At 47.9% G+C, this 21,553-nt stretch carries 15 protein-coding genes and 1 pseudogene; 6 read left to right on the top strand and 10 right to left on the bottom strand.

Annotation, left to right across the window (positions count from 1 at the left end):
• Window positions 1–309 precede the first annotated feature (309 nt).
• Together galE and DSCA_RS05775 are read right to left on the bottom strand one after the other, a co-directional pair.
• On the bottom strand, window positions 310–1,299 hold the full coding sequence (galE, locus tag DSCA_RS05770) for a UDP-glucose 4-epimerase GalE (RefSeq protein ID WP_155315521.1): 990 nt from the start codon (window positions 1,297–1,299) through the stop codon (window positions 310–312).
• Window positions 1,300–1,703: 404 nt separating this feature from the next.
• Window positions 1,704–3,416, bottom strand: a complete 1,713-nt coding sequence (locus tag DSCA_RS05775) for a bifunctional sulfate adenylyltransferase/adenylylsulfate kinase (RefSeq protein ID WP_331457149.1) — start codon at window positions 3,414–3,416, stop codon at window positions 1,704–1,706.
• Between the two features lie 500 nt (window positions 3,417–3,916).
• Here DSCA_RS05775 and DSCA_RS05780 point away from each other — a divergent pair, with 500 nt between their 5' ends.
• The 4 genes from DSCA_RS05780 (at window position 3,917) to DSCA_RS05795 (ending at window position 12,678) form a co-directional block, all read left to right on the top strand.
• Entirely contained in the window at window positions 3,917–10,552 is a 6,636-nt protein-coding gene (locus DSCA_RS05780; protein ID WP_167527627.1) for an NHL domain-containing protein, read from the top strand.
• Window positions 10,540–11,136 carry a hypothetical protein gene (locus DSCA_RS05785; RefSeq protein ID WP_155315524.1) on the top strand — a complete coding sequence of 199 codons (597 nt, stop codon included), beginning with the start codon at window positions 10,540–10,542 and terminating at the stop codon, window positions 11,134–11,136. Before DSCA_RS05780 ends, DSCA_RS05785 begins: the two co-directional genes overlap by 13 nt.
• A 211-nt stretch (window positions 11,137–11,347) precedes the next feature.
• Window positions 11,348–11,638 carry a hypothetical protein gene (locus DSCA_RS05790; RefSeq protein WP_155315525.1) on the top strand — a complete coding sequence of 97 codons (291 nt, stop codon included), beginning with the start codon at window positions 11,348–11,350 and terminating at the stop codon, window positions 11,636–11,638.
• A 512-nt stretch (window positions 11,639–12,150) separates the two neighbouring features.
• Window positions 12,151–12,678, top strand: coding sequence for a hypothetical protein (locus tag DSCA_RS05795; RefSeq protein ID WP_155315526.1), 528 nt, complete (start codon window positions 12,151–12,153; stop codon window positions 12,676–12,678).
• Between the two features lie 683 nt (window positions 12,679–13,361).
• On the opposite strand, the pseudogene DSCA_RS32440 reads toward DSCA_RS05795, so the two are convergent.
• Window positions 13,362–13,699, bottom strand: a pseudogene (locus DSCA_RS32440) (transposase); the annotation flags it as partial.
• A gap of 145 nt (window positions 13,700–13,844) precedes the next feature.
• On the opposite strand from DSCA_RS32440, the gene DSCA_RS05805 reads away from it, so the two are divergent.
• A complete protein-coding gene (locus DSCA_RS05805; RefSeq protein WP_155315528.1) occupies window positions 13,845–14,087 on the top strand; it encodes a ribbon-helix-helix protein, CopG family in 243 nt (80 codons plus the stop codon).
• Window positions 14,080–14,361 carry a type II toxin-antitoxin system RelE family toxin gene (locus DSCA_RS05810; protein WP_155315529.1) on the top strand — a complete coding sequence of 94 codons (282 nt, stop codon included), beginning with the start codon at window positions 14,080–14,082 and terminating at the stop codon, window positions 14,359–14,361. Before DSCA_RS05805 ends, DSCA_RS05810 begins: the two co-directional genes overlap by 8 nt.
• A 668-nt stretch (window positions 14,362–15,029) precedes the next feature.
• Here the strand turns inward: DSCA_RS05810 and DSCA_RS05815 are convergent.
• The 7 genes from DSCA_RS05815 to asnB all read right to left on the bottom strand — a co-directional run bounded on the left by DSCA_RS05815 (window position 15,030) and on the right by asnB (window position 21,522).
• Window positions 15,030–16,088, bottom strand: coding sequence for a transposase (locus tag DSCA_RS05815; RefSeq protein WP_155315530.1), 1,059 nt, complete (start codon window positions 16,086–16,088; stop codon window positions 15,030–15,032).
• A gap of 30 nt (window positions 16,089–16,118) precedes the next feature.
• A complete protein-coding gene (gene hepT / locus DSCA_RS05820; RefSeq protein ID WP_155315531.1) occupies window positions 16,119–16,565 on the bottom strand; it encodes a type VII toxin-antitoxin system HepT family RNase toxin in 447 nt (148 codons plus the stop codon).
• Window positions 16,558–17,070 carry a type VII toxin-antitoxin system MntA family adenylyltransferase antitoxin gene (mntA, locus tag DSCA_RS05825; RefSeq protein WP_155315532.1) on the bottom strand — a complete coding sequence of 171 codons (513 nt, stop codon included), beginning with the start codon at window positions 17,068–17,070 and terminating at the stop codon, window positions 16,558–16,560. The genes hepT and mntA overlap by 8 nt, the downstream gene beginning before the upstream one ends.
• A gap of 507 nt (window positions 17,071–17,577) precedes the next feature.
• A complete protein-coding gene (locus tag DSCA_RS05830; RefSeq protein WP_231716589.1) occupies window positions 17,578–17,982 on the bottom strand; it encodes a nucleotidyltransferase domain-containing protein in 405 nt (134 codons plus the stop codon).
• The gene (locus tag DSCA_RS05835) at window positions 17,900–18,289 is read right to left on the bottom strand and encodes a HEPN domain-containing protein (RefSeq protein ID WP_155315534.1); all 390 of its coding nucleotides are present in this window, start codon (window positions 18,287–18,289) and stop codon (window positions 17,900–17,902) included. Before DSCA_RS05835 ends, DSCA_RS05830 begins: the two co-directional genes overlap by 83 nt.
• Window positions 18,290–18,488: 199 nt before the next feature.
• Window positions 18,489–19,607, bottom strand: coding sequence for a glycosyltransferase family 2 protein (locus DSCA_RS05840; protein WP_155315535.1), 1,119 nt, complete (start codon window positions 19,605–19,607; stop codon window positions 18,489–18,491).
• A 19-nt stretch (window positions 19,608–19,626) separates the two neighbouring features.
• Window positions 19,627–21,522 carry an asparagine synthase (glutamine-hydrolyzing) gene (asnB, locus tag DSCA_RS05845; protein WP_155315536.1) on the bottom strand — a complete coding sequence of 632 codons (1,896 nt, stop codon included), beginning with the start codon at window positions 21,520–21,522 and terminating at the stop codon, window positions 19,627–19,629.
• Window positions 21,523–21,553: the final 31 nt, after the last annotated feature.

Consider the following 21,553-nt stretch of genomic DNA (forward strand, 5'->3'; position numbering starts at 1 on the left):
TTTCCAGCGCCCAGCGGCATATGAGCGAAACACCTTGGGGGCATAATACCGCATCTGGTATTCACGTAATAGCATGGATACTATATATGGTATTTGTCCAGTAAAGGTCATTTGGCCGGATTTCGTTTTACGCACTATTTTTACCATGATACCGGGCCGATCAATTCATTGAAAACGGTCGTCTGCCCCAATCCCGATCATCGGGCATGGATAGCCTCATAAAAACGCATTTTCAGGACATGACCCTATACCCACCTGAAAGGTATAGGGCAAACCGCCGACAATCGCAACCGGTTCAGTTGGGCCAGATCAATGCGCCTGCTTCAGGTGCCAGTTCCAAGCCGTCCGGATGATCGTTCGCAGGCTTGCATAGGCCGGCTTCCAGCCCAGTGCGTGTTTGATTTTCTCGGAACTGGCAACCAGAATCGCCGGGTCGCCGGGTCGCCGGGGACCGGTGACCACCGGGATCTCTTTTCCGGTTACGGACCGGGCGGCAGCGATCACTTCGTTCACCGAATACCCGTTGCTGCTCCCCAGGTTGTATGTTGCGCTGTCGGCACCCTGCATCAATGCATCCAGGGCCAGCAGGTGGGCCCTGGCCAGATCGTTGACATGCACGTAATCCCTGACGCAGGTACCATCGGTGGTGGCATAATCGGTGCCGAACACCCGGATATGGTCGATCAGGCCGCTGGCCGCCTGGAGAACGATGGGGATCAGGTGCGTTTCCGGATCGTGAAGCTCGCCGATATCGCCGGCGTCATCGGCACCGGCGGCATTGAAATAACGAAGCACCGTATGCTTGAGTCCGTATGCCGCATCGCAATCAGCCAGCAGGCGCTCCACGGCCAGCTTGGTGTTGCCATAAGGGTTGGTCGGCAGGCACGGATGGTCTTCGGTGATGGGAATCGCCGTCGGTTCGCCGTATACGGCGGCGGTGGATGAAAAAATGAACCGCCTGACATCGTGCCGTACCATGGCCTCCAGCAGGGTCAGCGTTTCGGCCAGGTTGTTGCGGTAATATACCAGCGGCTGGTTCACGGATTGGCCGACCTGGGAAAAGGCCGCAAAGTGCATGACCGCATCGAAATCGTGCCCGGCAAACAGGCGATCCAGCACTTCGGCGTCACCCAGGCTGCCCGGGACGAGTTCACCACCGGGAACCAGCTTGCGGTTGCCGGTGGACAGGTTGTCCAGTATGACGACGTCATACCGGGCCGCGAGCAGCTGGCGCACCATGTGCGAACCGATGTACCCTGCCCCGCCGACCACCAGAATGGTTCCATTTTTATTTGGCATGGCTTTGGTTTGTTGAGTTTGTTGAGTTTATTGAGTTTATTGAGTTTATTGGGTTTATTGAGTTTATTGAGTTTATTGAGTTTATTGAGTTTATTGAGTTTGTTGGGTTTGTTGGGTTTGTTGGGTTTGTTGGGTTTGTTGGGTTTGTTGGGTTTGTTGGGTTTATTGAGTTCGTTGGGTTCGTTGGGTTTATTGGGTTCGTTGGGTTCGTTGGGTTCGTTCGGCAGGCAACGGTTCGTCCTCTCGTCCTCTCGTCCTCTCGTCCCCTTGAATCCTTGAATCCTTGAATCCTTGAATCCTTGAATCCTTGAAGCCTTGAAGCCTCGAATCCTCGAATCCTCGAATCCTTGAATCCTTGAAGCCTCGAATCCTCGAATCCTCGGGCCCTCGGGCCCTCAGTTCCACTAAATGAATCGTTTCTGCCCGAGATAAATCAGTATCTCCTGGGCAGCCTCGTCGGGCGATTTGCCGGTGGTGTCCACCCGCACCTCAGGCGCCTCGGGAATCTCGTAGGGATCATCGATCCCCGTATATCCCTTGATCAGCCCGGCCCGGGCCTTGGCGTACATGCCTTTGCGGTCTCGTTTTTCACAGACATCCAGGGGCGTGGCCACGTGCACCTCGATGAACCCCCCGCAGGCTTCGATACTGGATCGGATTTCGGCCCGGGTGGCGGCGTAAGGGGCAATGGGCGCACAGATCGCCACGCCGCGATTCTTGGTGATCTCGCTGGCCACAAACCCGATGCGGCGCACATTGATATCCCGGTGCTCCTTGGAAAAAGAGAGTTCGTTGGAAAGATTCTGGCGCACGATGTCCCCGTCCAGCAGGGTGACCGGACGGTTCCCGATTTCCAGCATTTTGGCATACAGTACGCGGGCAATGGTCGATTTGCCGGCGCCGGAAAGGCCGGTGAAGAAAATGGTAAACCCCTGTTTTTTGGGCGGCGGATAGGCTTTTTTCAGTTCGCCCACCACTTCCGGAAAGGTGGCCCAGCGGGGGATTTTCCTGCCGGTCCGGATGCGTTCACGAATGTCCAGGCTGGAAAGCGAGATGGTTTCGGTGCCGTCTTCGATTTCATCCCTCGGGCAGAACTCATCTTCAAAGGGCAGATAGACCAGTTCGTCGAAGGGAACCACGGAGATTCCCAGTTCCTGTGCCGACGTTTTTACGAAGGACTGGGTTTCATCGCTGTCATAAAACGGCGCCATTCCATTTTGTCCACCCGGATCCGCGTGCCGGTGGCCGACGATAAAATGGCTGCATCCATAATTTTTTGCGATGATGCATTGAAGCAGCGCCTCCCGCGGGCCGGCCATGCGCATGGACATGGGCAGAAGGCTCATGAGTGAGGATTCCGGGGGGAAATAGCCAACCACGTGGCGGTAGCAGCGCACGCGGGTGTAATAATCGAAATCACCGGGGCCGGTCATCCCCACCCCGGGCAGCAGCAGCAGGTTGGCCCGGCTCTGGTGCATGGCCCGGATGGCCATTTCGAATTCCGGCCGATGGATGGTATTGGCCGTGTGAAAGCCGACGACGCGGTTCCACCCCAGCTTTTTGTAAAGACTGCGGACTTCCGGCGGTGTCATGCGCAGCTGCTTGAAGTCAAAATGAAGCGGCAGGCTCAGCACTTCCAGCGTGCCGCCGATGTAGTACTCGCCGGCATCCCGAAACAGGCCGGCGACCCCCGGGTGCGATCTCTCCGTGGTACCGAAAAGAAGCGTGGCCTCTTTTTCCTTGTCCGGCTTCCAGATGTCTTCCACATGCATAATGGCCAGGAGGAATCCCTCGGGGTCCCGAACCGCCACGGACTGCCCGGCCTCCAGCGGCCTGACCACCGTTTCGGAGACATCCAGGCAGATGGGAACCGGCCACATCGTCCCGTCCTGCAACTTCATGCGATCCAGGACGGACTCGTAATTGCTGCGGTTCATGAAACCGGTCAGGGGGGAAAAGGCCCCGGTGGTAAGCAGTTCAAAATCGCAGAGCTGGCGGTCATCCAGGGTGATGCTGGGAAGATCGGTGGAAACTTTTTTGAGCAATGCGGCCCGCTCCGGATCCACCAGCAAATTGACATAGTTTCCGCCGTGAAAGTACCGATCGGTTTTTTCCATTTCCGCCATAGGGCTGCACCGCCTTTTACCTGCAATCCGCTTCTAAATATGATTTCATCACCGGGGGGGGCATATCGCCGTCCCTTTTCAACTATCCTTCGATCTTCGTCTTTATATTGGTTTTTCATTAAACTATCAAGGATTTAACGGAATTTTGAATCAAATGGAAATTTCAGGGCCCATGTAAAGCCGGCACCGGTGGCCCAAAGCAGCAAATCGTGCATATCGTGAAAGCCTCTCAACGGGGCTTGGTCAGTAAATACAACACTGGCATCTGACTTGCTAAACACATCGTGCAAACTCGTTCCAAGCTCAAATGTTCCGAATCTGAATTGAACCACGCTGCATATCCCCGTTCCAGCTCACCTTCAATCAGCATGGCCGCTCCGCGTTAACGCACAACCGGCAGACATTTTTCCATAGCGCCGGTGCACAATCGTAGCCGTGGGTGTCTGATTTCAGGCACATTAATCGATCAATCCAATATGGTGGGGGCCGACATGCACAAATCACCCTTTCTCTTTTTTTTGGCGATTGTCTCTTTGCTTTTAATCGTGCCATCGGCTGTTGATGCAAGCACCCTGTACGACACCGGGAAACTGTCCATCAATGCCTGGCATGTTCATCTTTCCAGCCACACCTTTCGGTCGAACAATCCAAGCAGCGCCACCGTTAAGATCACAAGGAGCACACCCGGTTCGGAAATCCGATACGGATTTCTGATCTTCAACCGCAGGATGATCCCGTTGAAGCGATTTTTCAATGGGACAGACGTCAACTTTCAAAAGAAGATCCAATTACAGCACCGCAACCGCTTGCGCGTGTTTCTGGTCGGCTCCCCCGACGCATCGATCACCATCGGCATCCACGCTGATTCGGCCGATCCTCCAGGGATAGTGGATTTTTCAGCAACGCCTGAAACCATTACAACCGGAGCCGCCAGCACCCTCACCTGGTCCAGCGTCATGGCGGATGTCTGCATCATCGAACCGGCCATCGGGGTCGTTGATGCGAATGGCTCCCTGACGGTGTCCCCCGAATCGACGACAACTTACACACTGACGGCCAACGGATCGGGTGGCAGCGCATCATCCGAGGTTACGCTCACGGTAAAACCGCCGGCACCGACGATCGACTTGTCAGCGCTGCCAGCTGAAATCTTAAAAGGAGAATCGGCGACATTGGTTTGGCGCTCTGCCAATGCCGATTCTTGTGCCATCGAGCCGGGTATCGGCGGGGTGGATACACAGGGCTCGATCGATGTAAATCCCTCTGAGACGACCACTTATACCATTACGGCATCGGGTGACGGGGGGACGAATACGGACGGGGCTACGGTCACCGTTTACCAGCCGCCGACGATAAACGTCTCTGTATTCCCGCAGATCCTGTTTTTCGGTGAATCCGCCACCTTGTCGTGGCGCTCCGCCAATGCGGAGACCGCGACCATCGATCAGGGTGTGGGAACAGTTGAACCAAATGGTTCAACCACGGTTTTTCCCACCGGAGCCACGACCTATACCATTACGGTGTCAGGGCCCGGAGGCACGGCAAGTGCCCGGGCCCAGGTAATGGTGCAATCGGTTGTGGCCCCCCTGCCGGATGGGTCCTTCGGCCGGCAATACGAAGACCTGGTTCCATCGGATGCAACCCTCGAGGCCTATGATTCCTATCGTTTTTCGCTCATTACCGGTCTGGTTCTGGATTCGTCGGACCTACCCATTGAAGACGTGTCCGTAACCATTCACAATCATGCAGAATACGGAACCGCAACCACTGACGACCAGGGGCGCTTCACCCTGCCCGTAGAGGGTGGTTCCACCATGACGGTCGTCTATCAAAAAACTGGACTGATCACCTCTCACAGGCAGGTCTACGTTCCCTGGAACGACATTGCCATTGCCGATAGCGTCCAACTGATCGCAGAAGACACGGCGTCTACGACGGTCGCCTTCGACGGCAACCCGGATACGGTGGTGACCCACCGCAGCAAGCCGGTTGAAGACGAATTCGGAAGGCGCTCCGCCACCATGGTCTTCACCGGGGACAACCGGGCCTGGCGGGTGGATGAAAACGGCAACGATGTGCAGGAACTGTCCACCATCACCACCCGGGCTACCGAATTCGCAACACCCGAATCCATGCCGGCCAAACTGCCCCCCAACTCGGCTTACACCTATTGCGCCGAACTGAGTGTGGACGAAGCCGAGCGGGTTCGTTTCGACAAACCGGTGGTGCTTTGGGTGGAGAATTTCCTTGGATTCGATGTGGGGGAGATCGTTCCGGTAGGTTACTACGACAGGGATCGGGGAGTCTGGGTGCCTGAAGATAATGGTGTCGTTGTCAGGCTATTGGATGCCGATGGCGACGGCATCGTGGATGCGTTGGATACCAATGGCGATGATCTGCCTGACGACCTTGATGAAGATGGATCGTTCAGCGACGAAGTGAAGGGTTTGGGTGATTCTGATGCCTATCCGCCTGAGACTACATTTTGGCGGGTAACTGTTTCCCATTTTACGCCTTGGGACTGCAATTGGCCCTATGGACCGCCGGAAGACGCCATACCTCCCAATCCAGAGGGCGAGCCTGATATCGACCAACAGCTCGAGGACGACTGCAAAGGAAGCAACTGCTCATTCGTCGAGGAAAGAAGCCGAATTTTTCATGAAGACATTCCTGTCCCCGGCACGGATATGACGCTGCATTATGCCAGCAACCGGGTTAAAGGACATAAAACGATCATATCAGTACCTGCCAGCGGGCAAGCGATTCCTGACAGTCTGAAAAACATTATCGTGAAGGTTGAAATTGCCGGACGCCAGTTTAAGAAAATTCTCCCGCCTTTACCCAATCAGATAGTAAGTTTTTTATACAACCACCTGGATCATCTGAGCAGGCCGGCTAAAGGAATAACTGCCCATATCCATGTAGGATTTCTGTATAACGCAGTGTATTGGAAACCAATCGGATTCCAACGTGCATTTGCACGCGTCGGTGAAAATGCGACGCCCATTAAGGCCAGGCAAGAACTTGTTTCCTGGAGGCATAGTGAGCAAATTGTTCTTTCAAAAACAGAAGGAATTCTTGCCGAAGGGTGGACCCTATCTTCTCATCATCACGTTAATTCTTCTGGCCCATCAATAATCCATAAGGGAAATGGTTCAATCGCCAGAAATACGGTTCGGACAATCGAAACTGTCGCTGGCAATGGACAAGAAGGATTCTGTGGCGATGAAGGCATTGCGGCCGAGGCCTGTCTAAATTCTCCTTCTGATCTCATTGTGGATGCTACAGGCAACATATTTGCAGCAGATACAAAAAACAATCGAATTCGCAAAATAGATACAAACGGAATAATCACGACAGTTGCCGGAAATGGATCTGTTTATAACAGTGGAGACGGGCGCCAGGCCACTGAAACAGGACTCAACGCGCCTGTTGGGATTGCGGTCGACAGCAAAAGCAACTTGTATATCGCAGAATGGGGCAGTCCACGAATCAGAAAAGTTGATACCAGTGGAATGATCACGACTGTCGCTGGTAATGGACAAGAAGGGTTCAGTGGCGATGGCGGCATAGCCACTGAAGCGATGATTTCTGTACCCCACGACATAGCTGTTGACAATTCCGGCAACCTTTACATCGCTGACTTTTATAACCACCGAATTCGAAAGGTGGACACAAACGGGGTAATTACTACCGTGGCGGGAAATGGAAACATTGGCTACAGTGAGGGTGATAACGGACCTGCTATAGAAGCATCGATTGCATATCCCTACACGATCGAGGTTGATTCTGAAGGGAATCTGTTCATCATTGAAATGGGGCGAGGATGTATTCGTAAAGTTGATATCAGCGGAACAATAACTTCCGTTATTGGAAGTGGGTTTGGATTTTCTGGTGACGGTGGCCCGGCAACAGAAGCAAGATTTGATCATCCAACTGACATATCGTTAGATCCTGCGGGCAATTTTTATATATCCGATAGCCGCAACCACCGAATACGAATGGTGGATACCAGCGGAATCGTCACAACAATCGCCGGGAGCGGGGATTCTTTATTCAATGGCGACGGTGGTCCCGCGCTGCTTGCAGGGCTCATTTACCCATCCGGCGTTTCAATCAATAATGAAGGCGAATTACTCATCAGCAGCGCCCAGAGCAATCGCATCCGGAAAATAAGCATACTGCCGTCTTTAAAAAAACCCGCATCAGAAGGGAAAATTACCTTTGCTGAAGATGGCGGCAATGAAATTCGAATATCGAGTACGGGGCTGCACGAAGCCACAATGGACTTAGATACCGGAGTGCCGCTGCGCAATTTTGCATACGACGGCAGCGACAACCTGTTTGCCATTACCGATCAATTCGGAAACCAGACAACAATCAGTCGATATTATGACGGTACACCAGCATCAATTACCTCGCCGGACGGTCTAACGACCCAGCTTACGATCGATGCCGACAACCATCTGACCCACATTACCTATCCGGATGGAAGCGTTTACGAATTCGATTACACATATGACGGCTTGCTGACTGTCAAAACCGAACCGAACGGAAACCGGTATGAACATGTATTCGATGAAACCGGGAGATTGACAGATGCGATCGATGATGAAAATGGCCATTGGACTTACAACAGGGAAGCCCTGTCGAGCGGTGACGTCATCACCGAGGTGCTCACCGGTGAAGGCAACCTGACGACCTATACGGACCGTACCGAATCAACGGGCGCATACGCTTCGATTATCACAGATCCGACGGGTGCCCGGACACATTACAGTAGAAGTGGCGACGGGCTGACCGTGAACAAATCCCTGCCCTGCGGCATGGATCTTGGGTTTGAATATGATCTTGATTCCGAATACAAGTACAAATTTATCAAGAAAATGACCCATCGCACGCCCGCCGGGTTGGAACGGGTTACACTCAGGAGCAGGACCTATGGGGATACCGATCAGGACAGCATCCCGGACCTGATTACCGAAACCGTGGCTGTCAATGGAAGGCAGGTCTGCATTGAAAATGATGTTCTCCAATCCCGGAGGACGGTCACCACTCCTGCCGGCAGGACGGTTACGGTCAACTATGACACCGGGAACCTGTTAACCAGAAGTGTCAGGGTCCCGGATTTGTTTGACACAGAATATGACTATGATGGCAGAGGACGCTTGACCGCGATCATGACCCATACCCGCCAAACTCGTTTTACTTATGACGGCGCGGGGAATCTGGAAACCTATACCGATCCGCAAGGGTTGACGACCACATACGGCCATGATTCGCTTGGGCGGGTGACTGCCGTTTCCCGTCCGGACATGGGCGATCTGACCTTTTCCTATGATGCGAACGGCAATATGACGGTGCTCACCAACCCGTCCGCCATCAGTCATGAATTCGGGTTCAATGGCGTGAACCTGAAGGAAACCTACCAGGCCCCCATCAGCGGAAGTTACAGCTACCAGTATGACGCCGATCGCCGCCTGATACAAATCGCTTTTCCGTCGGGCAAACAGATCTTCAACATCTATGATACCGCCAGGCTGGCACAGGTCCAGACCCCGCAGGGCGATATCGATTATACCTACCTGTGCGGCACCACGATCGAATCGATAAAGAAGGGAACGGAGACTATCACCTATGGCTATGACGGCAGTCTGGTAACCGCCGAAACGGTCATCGGCACCCTGAATCAATCGTTGAACTGGACTTACGACAATGACTTCGATGTTACCGGTTTTACCTACGCCGGCGAAACGGTCGCATACGAGTATGACAATGACGGGCTGTTGACCAGAGCGGGTTCCTTTTCAATAATACGCAATGCTGACAATGGAATGCCGGAGGTAATAACCGGGGGTGCACTGGCCGTTGACCGCCACTTCAACGGTTACGGTGAGTTGGACGGCCAGCACGTGAGTGTGGGCGGGGGTACCGTTCTTCAATGGGACCTGGTCCGCGACAATGCCGGGCGGATCACCACCAAAACCGAAAGGGTTGCCGGCCTGACCAGCAGCTATGGGTATGCCTACGATCCAATGGGCCGCCTGGAAACCGTAACCAAAGACGGTAGCCTGGTGGAGAGCTACACCTATGATCTGAAGGGCACTCGTATTTCGGAAATGAACACGCTCAGGGGAATCGCCGGTCGCAATTTCAATTACTCCGATGAAGATCATTTGCTTACCGTCGGCGGCACAACCTACGAGTATGATCTTGATGGTTTCCTGACCAGCAAGACCGATGGGACTGAAATCACCGCTTATACCTATTCATTACGCGGCGAACTGCTCCATGTAGATTTGCCTGATGGACGGTTGGTATCCTACGACCATGATCCCCTTGGCCGCAGGATTGCCAAAAGTATAGACGGTAATATCGTGGAGAAGTATTTGTGGCAGGGGCTGACACGACTGCTGGCAGTTTATGACGGATCTGACAATCTGGTCCAGCAGTTCGAATATGCCGATGGCCGGTTGCCCGTTTCCATGACCCAGGCAGGAAGCATCTATTATCTGGCCTACAATCAGGTCGGTTCGCTCAAGGTCGTTACCGATGCGTCCGGCAATGTGATTAAACGCATCGATTACGATTCATTCGGCAACGTCCTCACCGATACCAACGCAGCACTGACGGTGCCTTTCGGCTTTGCCGGTGGATTGGCTGACAGGGATACCGGCCTTGTAAGATTCGGCTATCGCGATTATGATCCGGATACAGGTCGCTGGACTGCCAAAGACCCGATTGGTTTTGCCGGTGGAGATACGGATCTTTATGGGTATGTGCAAAGTAACCCGGTGAATTGGATTGATCCTTGGGGGCTAGAACGATGGCATGCACCTGACGGGTCACATACTGTTGGTAGGCCGGGGACACCCGTTCCACCAGGCGGGACTATCAGCTCTTTCATTGAGAATAATGTGGGAAGTGGGTATACGTTTGGTGAAACTCATGATGGTTGGGTTGGAGATCTTACAGAACATGGTATTCCTGACGTGATTGCGAATATACCGTCAATGCCACCTGCTTACTTATGGTCAATTTATAAGGATTTGTCAGAACTACCTATTGATGAGAGACCCCAAAATTTTCCTCTCTTTGAGATGAGGCATGATTTATGCGGAAAATAAAATTGTTTTTTCTTCTTAGTGCAACAATTCTTCTCGTTTTTCTTTCAGGGGGTTGTGGCCCTTTTGAATCTGGGGTTTTAGATAACGGTGCTTTAAACACAGGTGGGACAGACGACCCGCGACGATTAATTGAGGTAGCGTATGATAGAATGTATCGAGCAAACAGGGTTATAGGTGCAAGAAATGTATTAAAGAGAGCAATTGAAAGGTCAAAGCAGTCTAATGATTTATATGCCTTGGCTGTAAGCTACAATATGATGGGTTATACCTATATAGATAAGGAAAAAGACCCCAACACTGCTGAAAAATATTACAATAAAGCAATTAACGTAATTTCTGGTAATAATTTTTATTGTGAATTGGTACACTCTTATATTGGTTATGCGCTATCTAATAATTTAAGGGGTATTCCTGAAAATTCATGTGCTTACGAGATAAAAGCAAGAAACTTAATTGAAAAAATCAAACTTAATTATCAAAAAAAAGTTATTCTGTGTGAAGGCGGATTGGACAGTATCAATGTTGCAGAGAAAAGACTGATAGATTTAAGTAATTACTTAAACTGTGAAAAAAATGGGCCGTAGATTGGGCTGATTAACGAAGCCCGACGACCATCTAATGCTTGACGGCGTTTGAGGAAAGACCGATTTCTTCCTTAACCTCCGTTTTGTTTTTATACAATAGTCCCGATCTTTTATTGTTGAGCTTCAACACCTTTAATAAAGGTATCGACTGTTTTAAGAATTACTTTTTGTTTGGTTAGGACAAGGCGTCAATCATAAAGGGACGCTATAGATGAAGACATCTGTTATTTGTATCGCTGTAGTATTAGTTAGCTATGTTTCTTCATATTTGCATGTGGTTTATTCAGCTGACCGTATCGCTATATTGTTTGGCTACGCTGTTTCATTGGGAATATTACCATTTTTGTTTGGGGGGACTTTGGGCTGCATAGGCTTGCTTTTTACTGGACGAGGTCTGATTGAAGGTTTGAAAGTCCATTGGTGGATTCCTATTTTATGTTCCATCATTTCTTTGGTACCAATTGCATTTGTTATATGGCGTATGTCACAACCAGGTAATTAGTGTCAGGCTGGAAAGTCGAAAAAAAATGGACTAAGGGTTCGCACAAAAATAACATCGCAGAATTGGCGCTCGGATTTGGTTCAAGTTTGCTTGATCCAAAAGAGAAAAACCACAGGAATAGCGACCTATTTCGAGGATTTTGCAAATGAAATATCTGCCAAAAATGAGCAGAAGCAGAAATGCAAAAATGTTAAGTTATTTTGCGCGAACCTAAGTATAAAAAAGGACAACGGAGTCATCCATTAAAGGGCTTTTCAAATTAAAAAATTTGATTCATTCAAAGACTTTTATGGAGTTAAATTATACAAAAATAGGCGTGCAGTTCTTTTTTATTAAAATGTAAAAGTTCATATTTAATCTGGTTGAATCATCCACAATCTTTGATGGTAACGCATAATTTCCTCCCTATTTTGACGCGACTTTTAAGGAATATTATCGGTTAAAGAAAGAAATGGAAAACAACACTCCATGCAATTAATACAAAGATTTTTTTACTAATATGGAATTTTAAAGTGCTATTACTTATTCTACTTATTTTGCCTGTGCAACCTGTTTTATCAAGTGAAATTATGGAACCTGATCTGCTTGTAATATCTCCTGGAAATGAGATGATATATTTCGAAGCTGAGAATAAAAATTGGGGTCCATCTCGCCAGACCTTTTTTATTGAGCTGAATGATAAAGCTAAAAACCCAAAACAAATAGTTGAGGGACGGCGGCCATCTATTTCACCAAATGGGAATTTACTGTCTTTTTATCGCCACCCCAATGAGCTGTGGATATTGGAAATCAATAAACAGAAAAAATTTAGGATTGTTAGTGATTTCTCTGATTATCAACCTGCTGTTTGGATCTCTGATCGAAGTTTGTTATATACTGACAAAAATAATCATTTGACAAAATTTGATGTTATTTCAAAAAAAAAGAAGGATATCGGTTACGACAATGTCATTCCGTCGGCATTATCTCCCGATGAAAAACATGTCTTATGTGGAAGTTGGGACGGAAAAAAAAATATACTTATATACAATAAAAACTAATAATATAAAGCTTCTTAAAAAAAATAATTTATTTTCTATGGGGTCAAGTTTTGTATGGCGCAATGATGGAAAATCTTTTTTATACACCAGACAGACGTTTAGAAATCTTATTAAACTAAACGAGATTCCTAGTTTATTTCTTTATTCATTGGACGGAAAAGAAAAAAAACTAATAGACAAATACTCGTTTTTCGGAGGTGTTCAAATTAAGTAGATCGTAAGTTGGGCTTAGGAATGAAACTCCACATTGACCTTAAAAGTATAACAGAAATAGATTGATAAACTTCTTTCCTTCTTTAACCGCATTTTCCATTTTTAGATCAAAATATTTAGGGTTTGAGATGGCCAAGAAACAATTTTATTGTTAACTCTTAATTATTGACTCAACTTTCGGGATTCACTGAGAAGCCAATTGATCTGTTTTTGGAGATTCCCAAGGTCTTCAATGCCACATCCATAGCTACAAAGAAAAAGGCATCGAACGTTTGCTGACAATATGAACCGATAGACTTGATTCGATCTGCAGCCAATGCCAGAATCCGCAATAACGACTCAAGAAATGAAATATCTTGAATTTCCTCACAACATGCATGGAACAGATCTCCGAAACTTCGTTGGTCAATAGAAAGTCGACAGTGGTAGGACAAAAACATGTATCGTATAAACACGATACTCGTATGGCCAACCAGCGCATACAGCTTGCCCCCACAAACATAACCGACGTGAAGGGCTTCACACAGATTGAAAATCTTTTGGTCGAAAAAGCCGCTGTCCATGCGGATGATGATCGGCACATCCCACCGGTAGTGCCTTTTGATTTTGATCACCATATGCCGAATCATTTTCAACACGCTATCGCCGTGGTTGGAATGCTTGTCCCCACCACGAAACACCGCATCGACAATCAAGCGCCCCAGTTCATCTGCAGGGGCTGAAATCCCTTTTTCTTTTTGTAGGTCGGTTTGACGCCGTGGCGGCACAACGCATCGTCGTTATCCATGGCCATCGTATCCGTGTCCAATTTAAACGTTCTTCAGCCGAAGGCTGCGAAAATACCTGTCCGTGTCCGTCTGTGTTTGTCCGTGGCTAATTCATATTTGCCGATTGACAACGCCAAGTGAACGAATTAGAATACAAATAACAACAAAAGAAGATAGGTGAACGAAATGCACAAGACAGTGACGTTGCGACTTAAAGACGACGTATACAAAATCTTTTCCCAAATGGCTAAATCTGAAAATCGCTCTTTGTCCAACTTAATCGAGACGGCCGCACTAAAAAATATCCGCGAGCGGCAGTTTGTGGACGATGTTGAATTGGCTGAGATTCTCTCAAATGAAGACTTGCTTGAGCGTTTGAAGGAAGGCTCTATCGAGGCGAAACAATCGAAAGGCCGTTTTGTTGAATAGCTATCGCATTTTCGAAACTGATCGATTTCAGAAAGATCTTAAACAGATAGCCAAATCGGGCGCTCCAAATATTTTGTTAAAATTAAAGGAGTATGTCTATCCTCAACTTAAAGTGCATCCCAATTACGGCCCCAATATTAAAAAACTTAAAACCTATTCCCCTCCAACCTGGCGCTACCGCGTCGGATCATGGCGCTTCTTCTACGAAATTGACGAACAGGAGTATATTGTTTTCATGATTGCAGCCCATCACCGCAGCCAAGCCTATCATTAAAAGTATTTTTCGCCTGTTCTCTTTCTCTCCGCATCTCGAACGAAGTAGGCGGTGAAAAAAAGCAGGTAGCAGGCTGTAGGTAGAAGGTTTTTAGGGCTGGATGAATGCTATCTTTTCCTATCAGCTATCAGCTATCAGCAAACAGCTTTGAGCTAATCTGTCCGTGTTCGTTCGTGTGTGTCGGTGTATGAAAACAGGTAATAGGTAGAGGGCTGAAGATGTTTAGGCCTGGTTGAATCTGTCGTTTTCCAAGCCCTTTTTCCTGTCGTTTGATTTCCATCTCAGAAATTAAGTCAACACCCTCTGTGATCTCCGCATCTCGAACGAAGTGGGCGGTGAAAAAAAGCAGGTAGCAGGCTGTAGGTAGAAGGTTTTTAGGGCTTGATGAATGCTATCTTTTCCTATCAGCTGTGTGCCTGTGGCTAAAAAAAGGCAGAAGGATGAAGTTGTTGAGGTCTGGTTGAACCTGTCGTTTTCTAAGCCCTTTTTCCTGTCGCTTAATTTCCCTCTCAGAAATCAAATCTTTCCCCCTGCGTCCTCTTCGTCTCGAGCGCAGCGGGCGGTGAAAAAAAACAGGTATCAGGCTGTAGGTAGAAGGTTTTTAGGGCTGGATGAATTTTCCGCTTTTAAAACTCAACCAACGACATACAACAAACAACCCACGACTCTCAGAAATTTTCTGAGAGTCTCTTTAAAGAAAACAACCCATCCAGCCCCTTCACCGACTTCGGCTTCTTCTCATGCCTGCACTGAAAAAGATGCTTGAACTGCTGGTAAGTTCCGGAAACAAATTCCCGCGACCCAATAATCCCGGAATCCGTAAAATACCGCGTCCGATATAAAAACCGATCCGTACGACTGATCTCGAAGTTCCTGTTCCGTTCTTTGGTTACGATTTTTCCACAAATCGATCTATCATTACGTTTTGCATTCGAGATGATACCGAGGCGGCCAGGAGATGCGGCCGCAGATGTACATTCAGAGTACTTCGAGGAGTCATCGACGCCGCCAACAAAGGTAGCGCTTGAATGCGAATTGGAATGTGGCTTGGTCGGTGGTTTTATTGCCCCCGTCTCATATACATATTCCCGATACCGCCGAACCCGCTCTTTCCCGCTCTTGACGTTGAATTCCTTTAACCCGAAATCAGTAGAAAGAAATCCACCTTTGTTCTTCGACTGAATGTGATACCCCAATGAATTCCAGCGGTAATCTTCGGGCCGTTCCACGATGCCGGCCCGCACCGGATTAAGATCGATGTAGGCCAGGCAGTTGATCAGTGTCTCCCCCTCCTCGACGATCACGCTCTTGAACCGGTCGCCCCAGAAATAGCCCCGACGTCCATGGCGTTTGTTATAAAAGCGGGTAAAATTGACCTTGATTTCTCGAATAAACTCCGAAAGGCTGCCAAGCTTCTGCCGGATAAACGGCAACTGGCCATCATCAACAGGCGCCTTCTTTTCGCCATAAAAAAGTACCAACCGTTGTTTCACCGCCTCGTCCGAAAAACGGTCTTCAGGGATCATCTTGACCAATAGATGAAAGTGGTTCCCCATCAAAGCAAACCCATAGACCTCGGTGAAAAACAAACCAGACATCCGTTTGATTAATTCAAGCAGAAAATCCTTTTCGAAAGCCTCCAGCGGGAATCCGTCCAGCGCTGTCCTGGACATTACATGATAAACCGCTGTCTGATTTTGAACAATCATCCGGGATACGCGTGGCATGATTATCTTCCTTTTTTATCGCTTTTTTGATCAATCTTCAGGAGAAAGTTTGTTTTTACGCAGAAATTCAACCACAGCTTCTTGGAACAACTTGAAATCGTTGAGGTTGTCCTGAAGGAATCCATATATGGATTCTTGATCAATATCCCAATACAGATGAACCAGTCGGTTACGAAATCTTGCCATTTTTATCAACCGCTGCTTGAAATCATGATCCACCACACCCAACCGACCAAGCTCTTTAAAAATATCAGCATATGTTTCCGGCGTCGTGACCGGTTTCATAAATTGAAACAAGGAAATAAGTCGATTACCAATATTTATACAGCTTTCTATGGCCAACTGTAGAAATCGCTCGGTACTTCCCTGATAAAGAAGGCTGTCGGCAAACTCGGTATAAGGTATTTTTCTGGATTCCAATAAGAGCAAATAGTATTTATTCAGATGCTTCAAATGGTCCTTGATGCGATCATCCATGATAGCCGACACCTTTCAGGAATGCTGAATCAAACGCGTCTCTCACAAACTTGAAATCCAAATAGGACATCACCACTTGTTCGCGAAAATCGATTAGCGCCCCCCTGTCATTGCACAACAGAAGATTTCCAGTTTTAACGATATGAAATGCTATATTAGACGGAGCATGGTTCATAAATACCAAGTCGATCTCTTCGGTTTGTAATGATTCTGTGAACAAGCCAACAAGTTTTAAATGCTTGTCAAAACTATCCTTTTTACTCATCTGATAGGAAAGCAGGATTCCAAAATCAAGATCGCTCAATGGTTTGAGTGCATTTTTCGCCAAGCTACCGAACGAATATAGCGCGACAACATCATTGTCACCAGCCAGCGAATCAACGAGTTTGGGAATCCTTATTAGGATATCATCCGGTAATTTTCCATTTTCCCTTATCATTTCAATGTATTTTCCGGTTTTAGAATCACCTGAGTTGAGCCCAACGTTGCAAAAGATAGAGGGCATCAGGGCCGAGGCGTCAAGGGTGAAGTTGTAATCGGCTACCGCGATCCCTTGTCAACACGGGATCTGAAGTCCTCCAGCTTTCCTGAAAGGTAAACAAAATGAGAAAAACTGTACCGTTTTTGGAATTCACCATTCGTGACATCCAGAAAATGATAGAAGCTTGGTTATATTCATTATAATATCTTTTATTTATCTATCTCTTCCCATATTGTTTATGCAACATTGGGGTTGAGCGATTGTCGAGTTTGATGCAGGTGCAAGGAAGATGTCTTTCCGCTATAGTGGGCTATGCGGGAAGATATCTGAGGCCGCAGATGCGGTAAGATCGGCAATCCCAACGTATCCATTCATCCATTACATGGTAAACCGCTGTCTGATTATGGACAACCATCCGCGATACACGCGGCATGCTCCCCTCCCCTTTTCATAATTCATTCGATGTCCAGCATTCTTTTGCCCTATCAGCTATCAACCATGAGCTACCAGCTACCAGCTATGAGCTATGAGCTATGAGCTTTTGTGCCAATACAGCCAAACCGCTTCCTTCTCAATCGTATCCACAAATCGACCACCTTTTTTCCGCATATCTTGCCACTCTTCCGTCGTATAGATAAGGATATCGGTCGGTACCGGCAGCGTATCGAAGTCCCACGCAAGTGGCCTTTTTTCAAAAGGTATTGAAGACTCTTGTATAATAACGATGAGATCGAGGTCGCTTCCGACGCCCCAATTACCTTTAGCCAGCGATCCGAAATATCCCAGCTGGATGATTTCTGGATGTATTGCCCTCTGTTTTTTAAGCCATTGCCGAAGCGCTTTTATTACCTCGTCACGACGCGGCCATTTGAGCACCGGCGAATTCAATGATCTCACTGGCATATTTAATCCCATCTGCGCTTTGCAAAGATCCATAATGCTCAAATGGTGCTCCCTCGGGATGGCCATTGGCATATCTGGTCGGAATATAAAAGGCATCGAGCACTTTTGCTTTGTCTATCAGCTCTTGCGGAACGGCTATGGGCAGCTCTTTAAGCAAACGTGCGACAACATGCCCCCAAGCCTCTTGTGAAAGGCTCAAATGGATGGCCTTCACGGCCTTTTCGGCAGCCTGTTGGGCTGCGAAACAGGCCCATTCGTGACGATCCTCAGCCCTTGAAGATTTGGCTTGTTCCAAATCCCTTTTGGCTTGCTGGAACCAGTCTCTCGCCCGATCCGGCATTTGCGACCTCCGATAAAAAGTAAGCCAATCACCCTTAACAGATCATACGGCAAAATTATTTCAATTTTTATTGGGTGTCAATCAAATTGTATTAAGTACCTGTCCCTTTATTCTTTTATTGGGTGTCAATCAAATTGTATTAAGTACCTGTCCCTTTATTCTATTTTCAGGTAAGGTAGGCATCCCAAGTTTCACGCAATCAGCGTTGCGGCGTCCAAAGTACATCCTTTTTCCCTGACCACACCCTCATCCAGGCAATAAATTGGGAAACACCGGTAATTAAAAATAATTTGCATATTGAAGGGATCCTTCCATCTCCGCTTCCAAGCATACTGCCGATACCAATGAACAAGAAGGTCAAAAAGCCTAACATCGGGATCCAATAAATAGTTGAAGTTCGGATCAGATACATGTTCAGAACAAAAGCTGCAATAAACCAAAAAGGCATCGTCAATCGCAAGAGCTTGTGTGACCACATAAAGTATGCAAAAAATCCATGCTTTTTTATATTTAACAAATCTCGGTTGTGGTAAAGCGCCCAAATGGTACGAGTTGAAATACGAATCTGCCGGCGCATGGCTTGCTTGCCCTGGCTGGATGCCTCTTCGATGCAAGGAGCATTCGGTTCGATAATTACACGCTTACCACCACGAACGACTTGCAGGGGAATCACTAAATCGTTGATGTCCTGATTTGAAAGCGGATGATAGAGTTCCTTGCGCAAGGCAAAAATGGCTCCGTCGGCCCCTACACACGAAGCGACGGCGCTTTCATAAACTTTGGTCCATTTCTCCAGTTTCGAATATATACCAGTCGGTTCCAGATTTCCTTCACTGTCGATATAAAGCGTGCCACCGGTAACGAGTCCGATGGATTGATCTTTGAAATGCCTTACCATCCTTTTAAGAGAGCCTGCTGGAAACATGGAATTGGCATCGGTGAAGACCACTATTTCTCCGCTGACCTGAGGTATCACCTTGTTCAGGCAGGCTGTTTTTCCGATTCTTTCGAAAGCCATCAATTTAACCCGCGGGTCATCAAAAGCTTGTACAATTGTATTGGTGTCATCCGTTGATCCGTCAGAACTGACTATTATTTCAAGCATCTCCGAAGGATACTCCAAAGCAAGGGCATTGCGGATTTTTTTCTGAATCACAGCGGCTTCATTAAATGCGGAGATTACAATCGAAACACGAGGGAAATCGTTTCCGCGCTGCCAACTCTTTTTGAAAAACAAGGCCAGGCACCAAAGCATCGGTGGATAAATGGCATATGAATAAACACACATGAACACACAAAGGATGAACAGGACTTGCATCAACGCACCCTCTCTTTTCCTAATTCTGAATGTAAATCTGGTGCCAACGCTGGAATACCAACATCGCCCATATCAACGTATCATGGATTTCTTTTCCCTCAAAATGAGACTTGACGATATCTTGCACAACAGCGTGGTTCAACACACCAACGGTTTCGATGTTCTCTTTTGAAAGCATGTCGAGTGTGAATTTTTTCAAGTCTTTCTTGAGCCATTGGGTCATCGGGCCGACAAATCCTTGTTTGCGATGGTCGATGACTTGATCGGGTAACAGTGGACGAACAGCCTTTTTGAGAAGGTACTTTTTTTGGGACGCTTTAATTTTCAAATTGGAGGGTATTTTGGCGCAAAGTTCAATGATTTTGTGATCGATGAACGGTACGCGAACTTCAAGGGAATGATGCATGCTCATACGATCTGTTACACACAGAATATCTTCCGGCAGATATGTTTTTAAATCGCAGTAAAAAGCACGATTGAGCAAGTCCCCACGATTACCGCCAGCTTCTTTGGAATTGAATAAGGACACCATCCGTTCGAGATTGGCCGAAAAACCTGATGCCATACGACCGTTATTGTTTAAAAGTGCCTTACACTTTTCCTCTTCAATGATTGTCAAAAAACGATAGTAAGCGATATCTTCAGGCAAGGCACCCGCGCGGACGAAACGTTTCAAGTGGTTGATCGTATAGTGGCCATCGGCTCGTTCCGGCAACATATTTACCAGTAGTGGCAGCAACTGCTGGCGTAGCAGCAAAGGTAATAGGTTGTAAGTATTGCGCAGTTTCAATCCAAGATATCGTTCATAGCCTCCAAAGGCTTCATCCCCGCCCAATCCCGACAACGCAACGGTCACCAGTTGACGCGCCATCTTGCAGACGAAATAGGATGGGATGGCGGAGTCATCGGCAAAAGGCTCATCAAAAGCCCGGACGATGATGTCTATAATGCCTTGCGGTTCAGGTACCACGTTGAACTCAGAGTGGTTGGCCTGATAACGGTCGGCAACACTTCGGGCATATCCTCGTTCGTCCAGGTATCCGCCGACATCGCCACCAAAACCGATGCAAAAGGTATTTACCGGTTCACTGCTGGATTTGCTCATCAAGGCAACCACCGCGCTTGAATCGACCCCTCCACTGAGGAAGGCCCCCAAGGGAACCTCGCTCATCAAGCGCATACGAACCGCCTCTTCGAACAGGTGCATGAATTCTTCGATGAAATACGATTCGGATTTGCCGTACTCCGGTGCGAATTGCACATCCCAATATTGATTCAACCGTATTTTGCCTTGTTGCCAGGACAAGGTATAACCTGCCGGCAATTTGCGGATATGCTGGAAAATGGTGAGCGGAGCGGGGATGTACGATAGCGAGAAGTAACTTACCAACGCTTCGTCATCAATTTTTCGCGGAATGGATGGATCGGCAAGAATGGCCTTCATCTCGGAAGCGAAATAAAGACGCCCATTATACAGTGCATAGAACAGGGGCTTGATTCCTAAGCGATCGCGTGCGAGAAAAAGTTTCTTTTTTACCGAATCCCATATGGCAAAGGCAAACATACCCCTTAATCGATCAACACACTTTTCACCCCATTGCTCATAAGCATGCAGGATTGTTTCTGTATCGCTATTGGTTGTGAATTGGTGGCCGTAATGCAGCAGTTCTGATTTGATAGCCTTGTAGTTGTATATTTCACCGTTAAAGATAATACATTGGGATCGATCTTCGTTGAAAATGGGCTGTTGCCCCCCGGACAGATCGATGATGCTCAGCCGGCGATGCCCCATTCCGATGTGATTGTCTTTATAGTAGCCGCATTCGTCCGGTCCCCGATGGGCTATCGTATCAGTATATCCTTCAAGATCAAAATCATAACGATCTTGACTCGCTATTCCAAAAATACCACACATACCTAATCACCTGTGTATTCCCATCAGTATT

The organism is Desulfosarcina alkanivorans, from assembly GCF_009688945.1.
GTDB lineage: Bacteria > Desulfobacterota > Desulfobacteria > Desulfobacterales > Desulfosarcinaceae > Desulfosarcina > Desulfosarcina alkanivorans.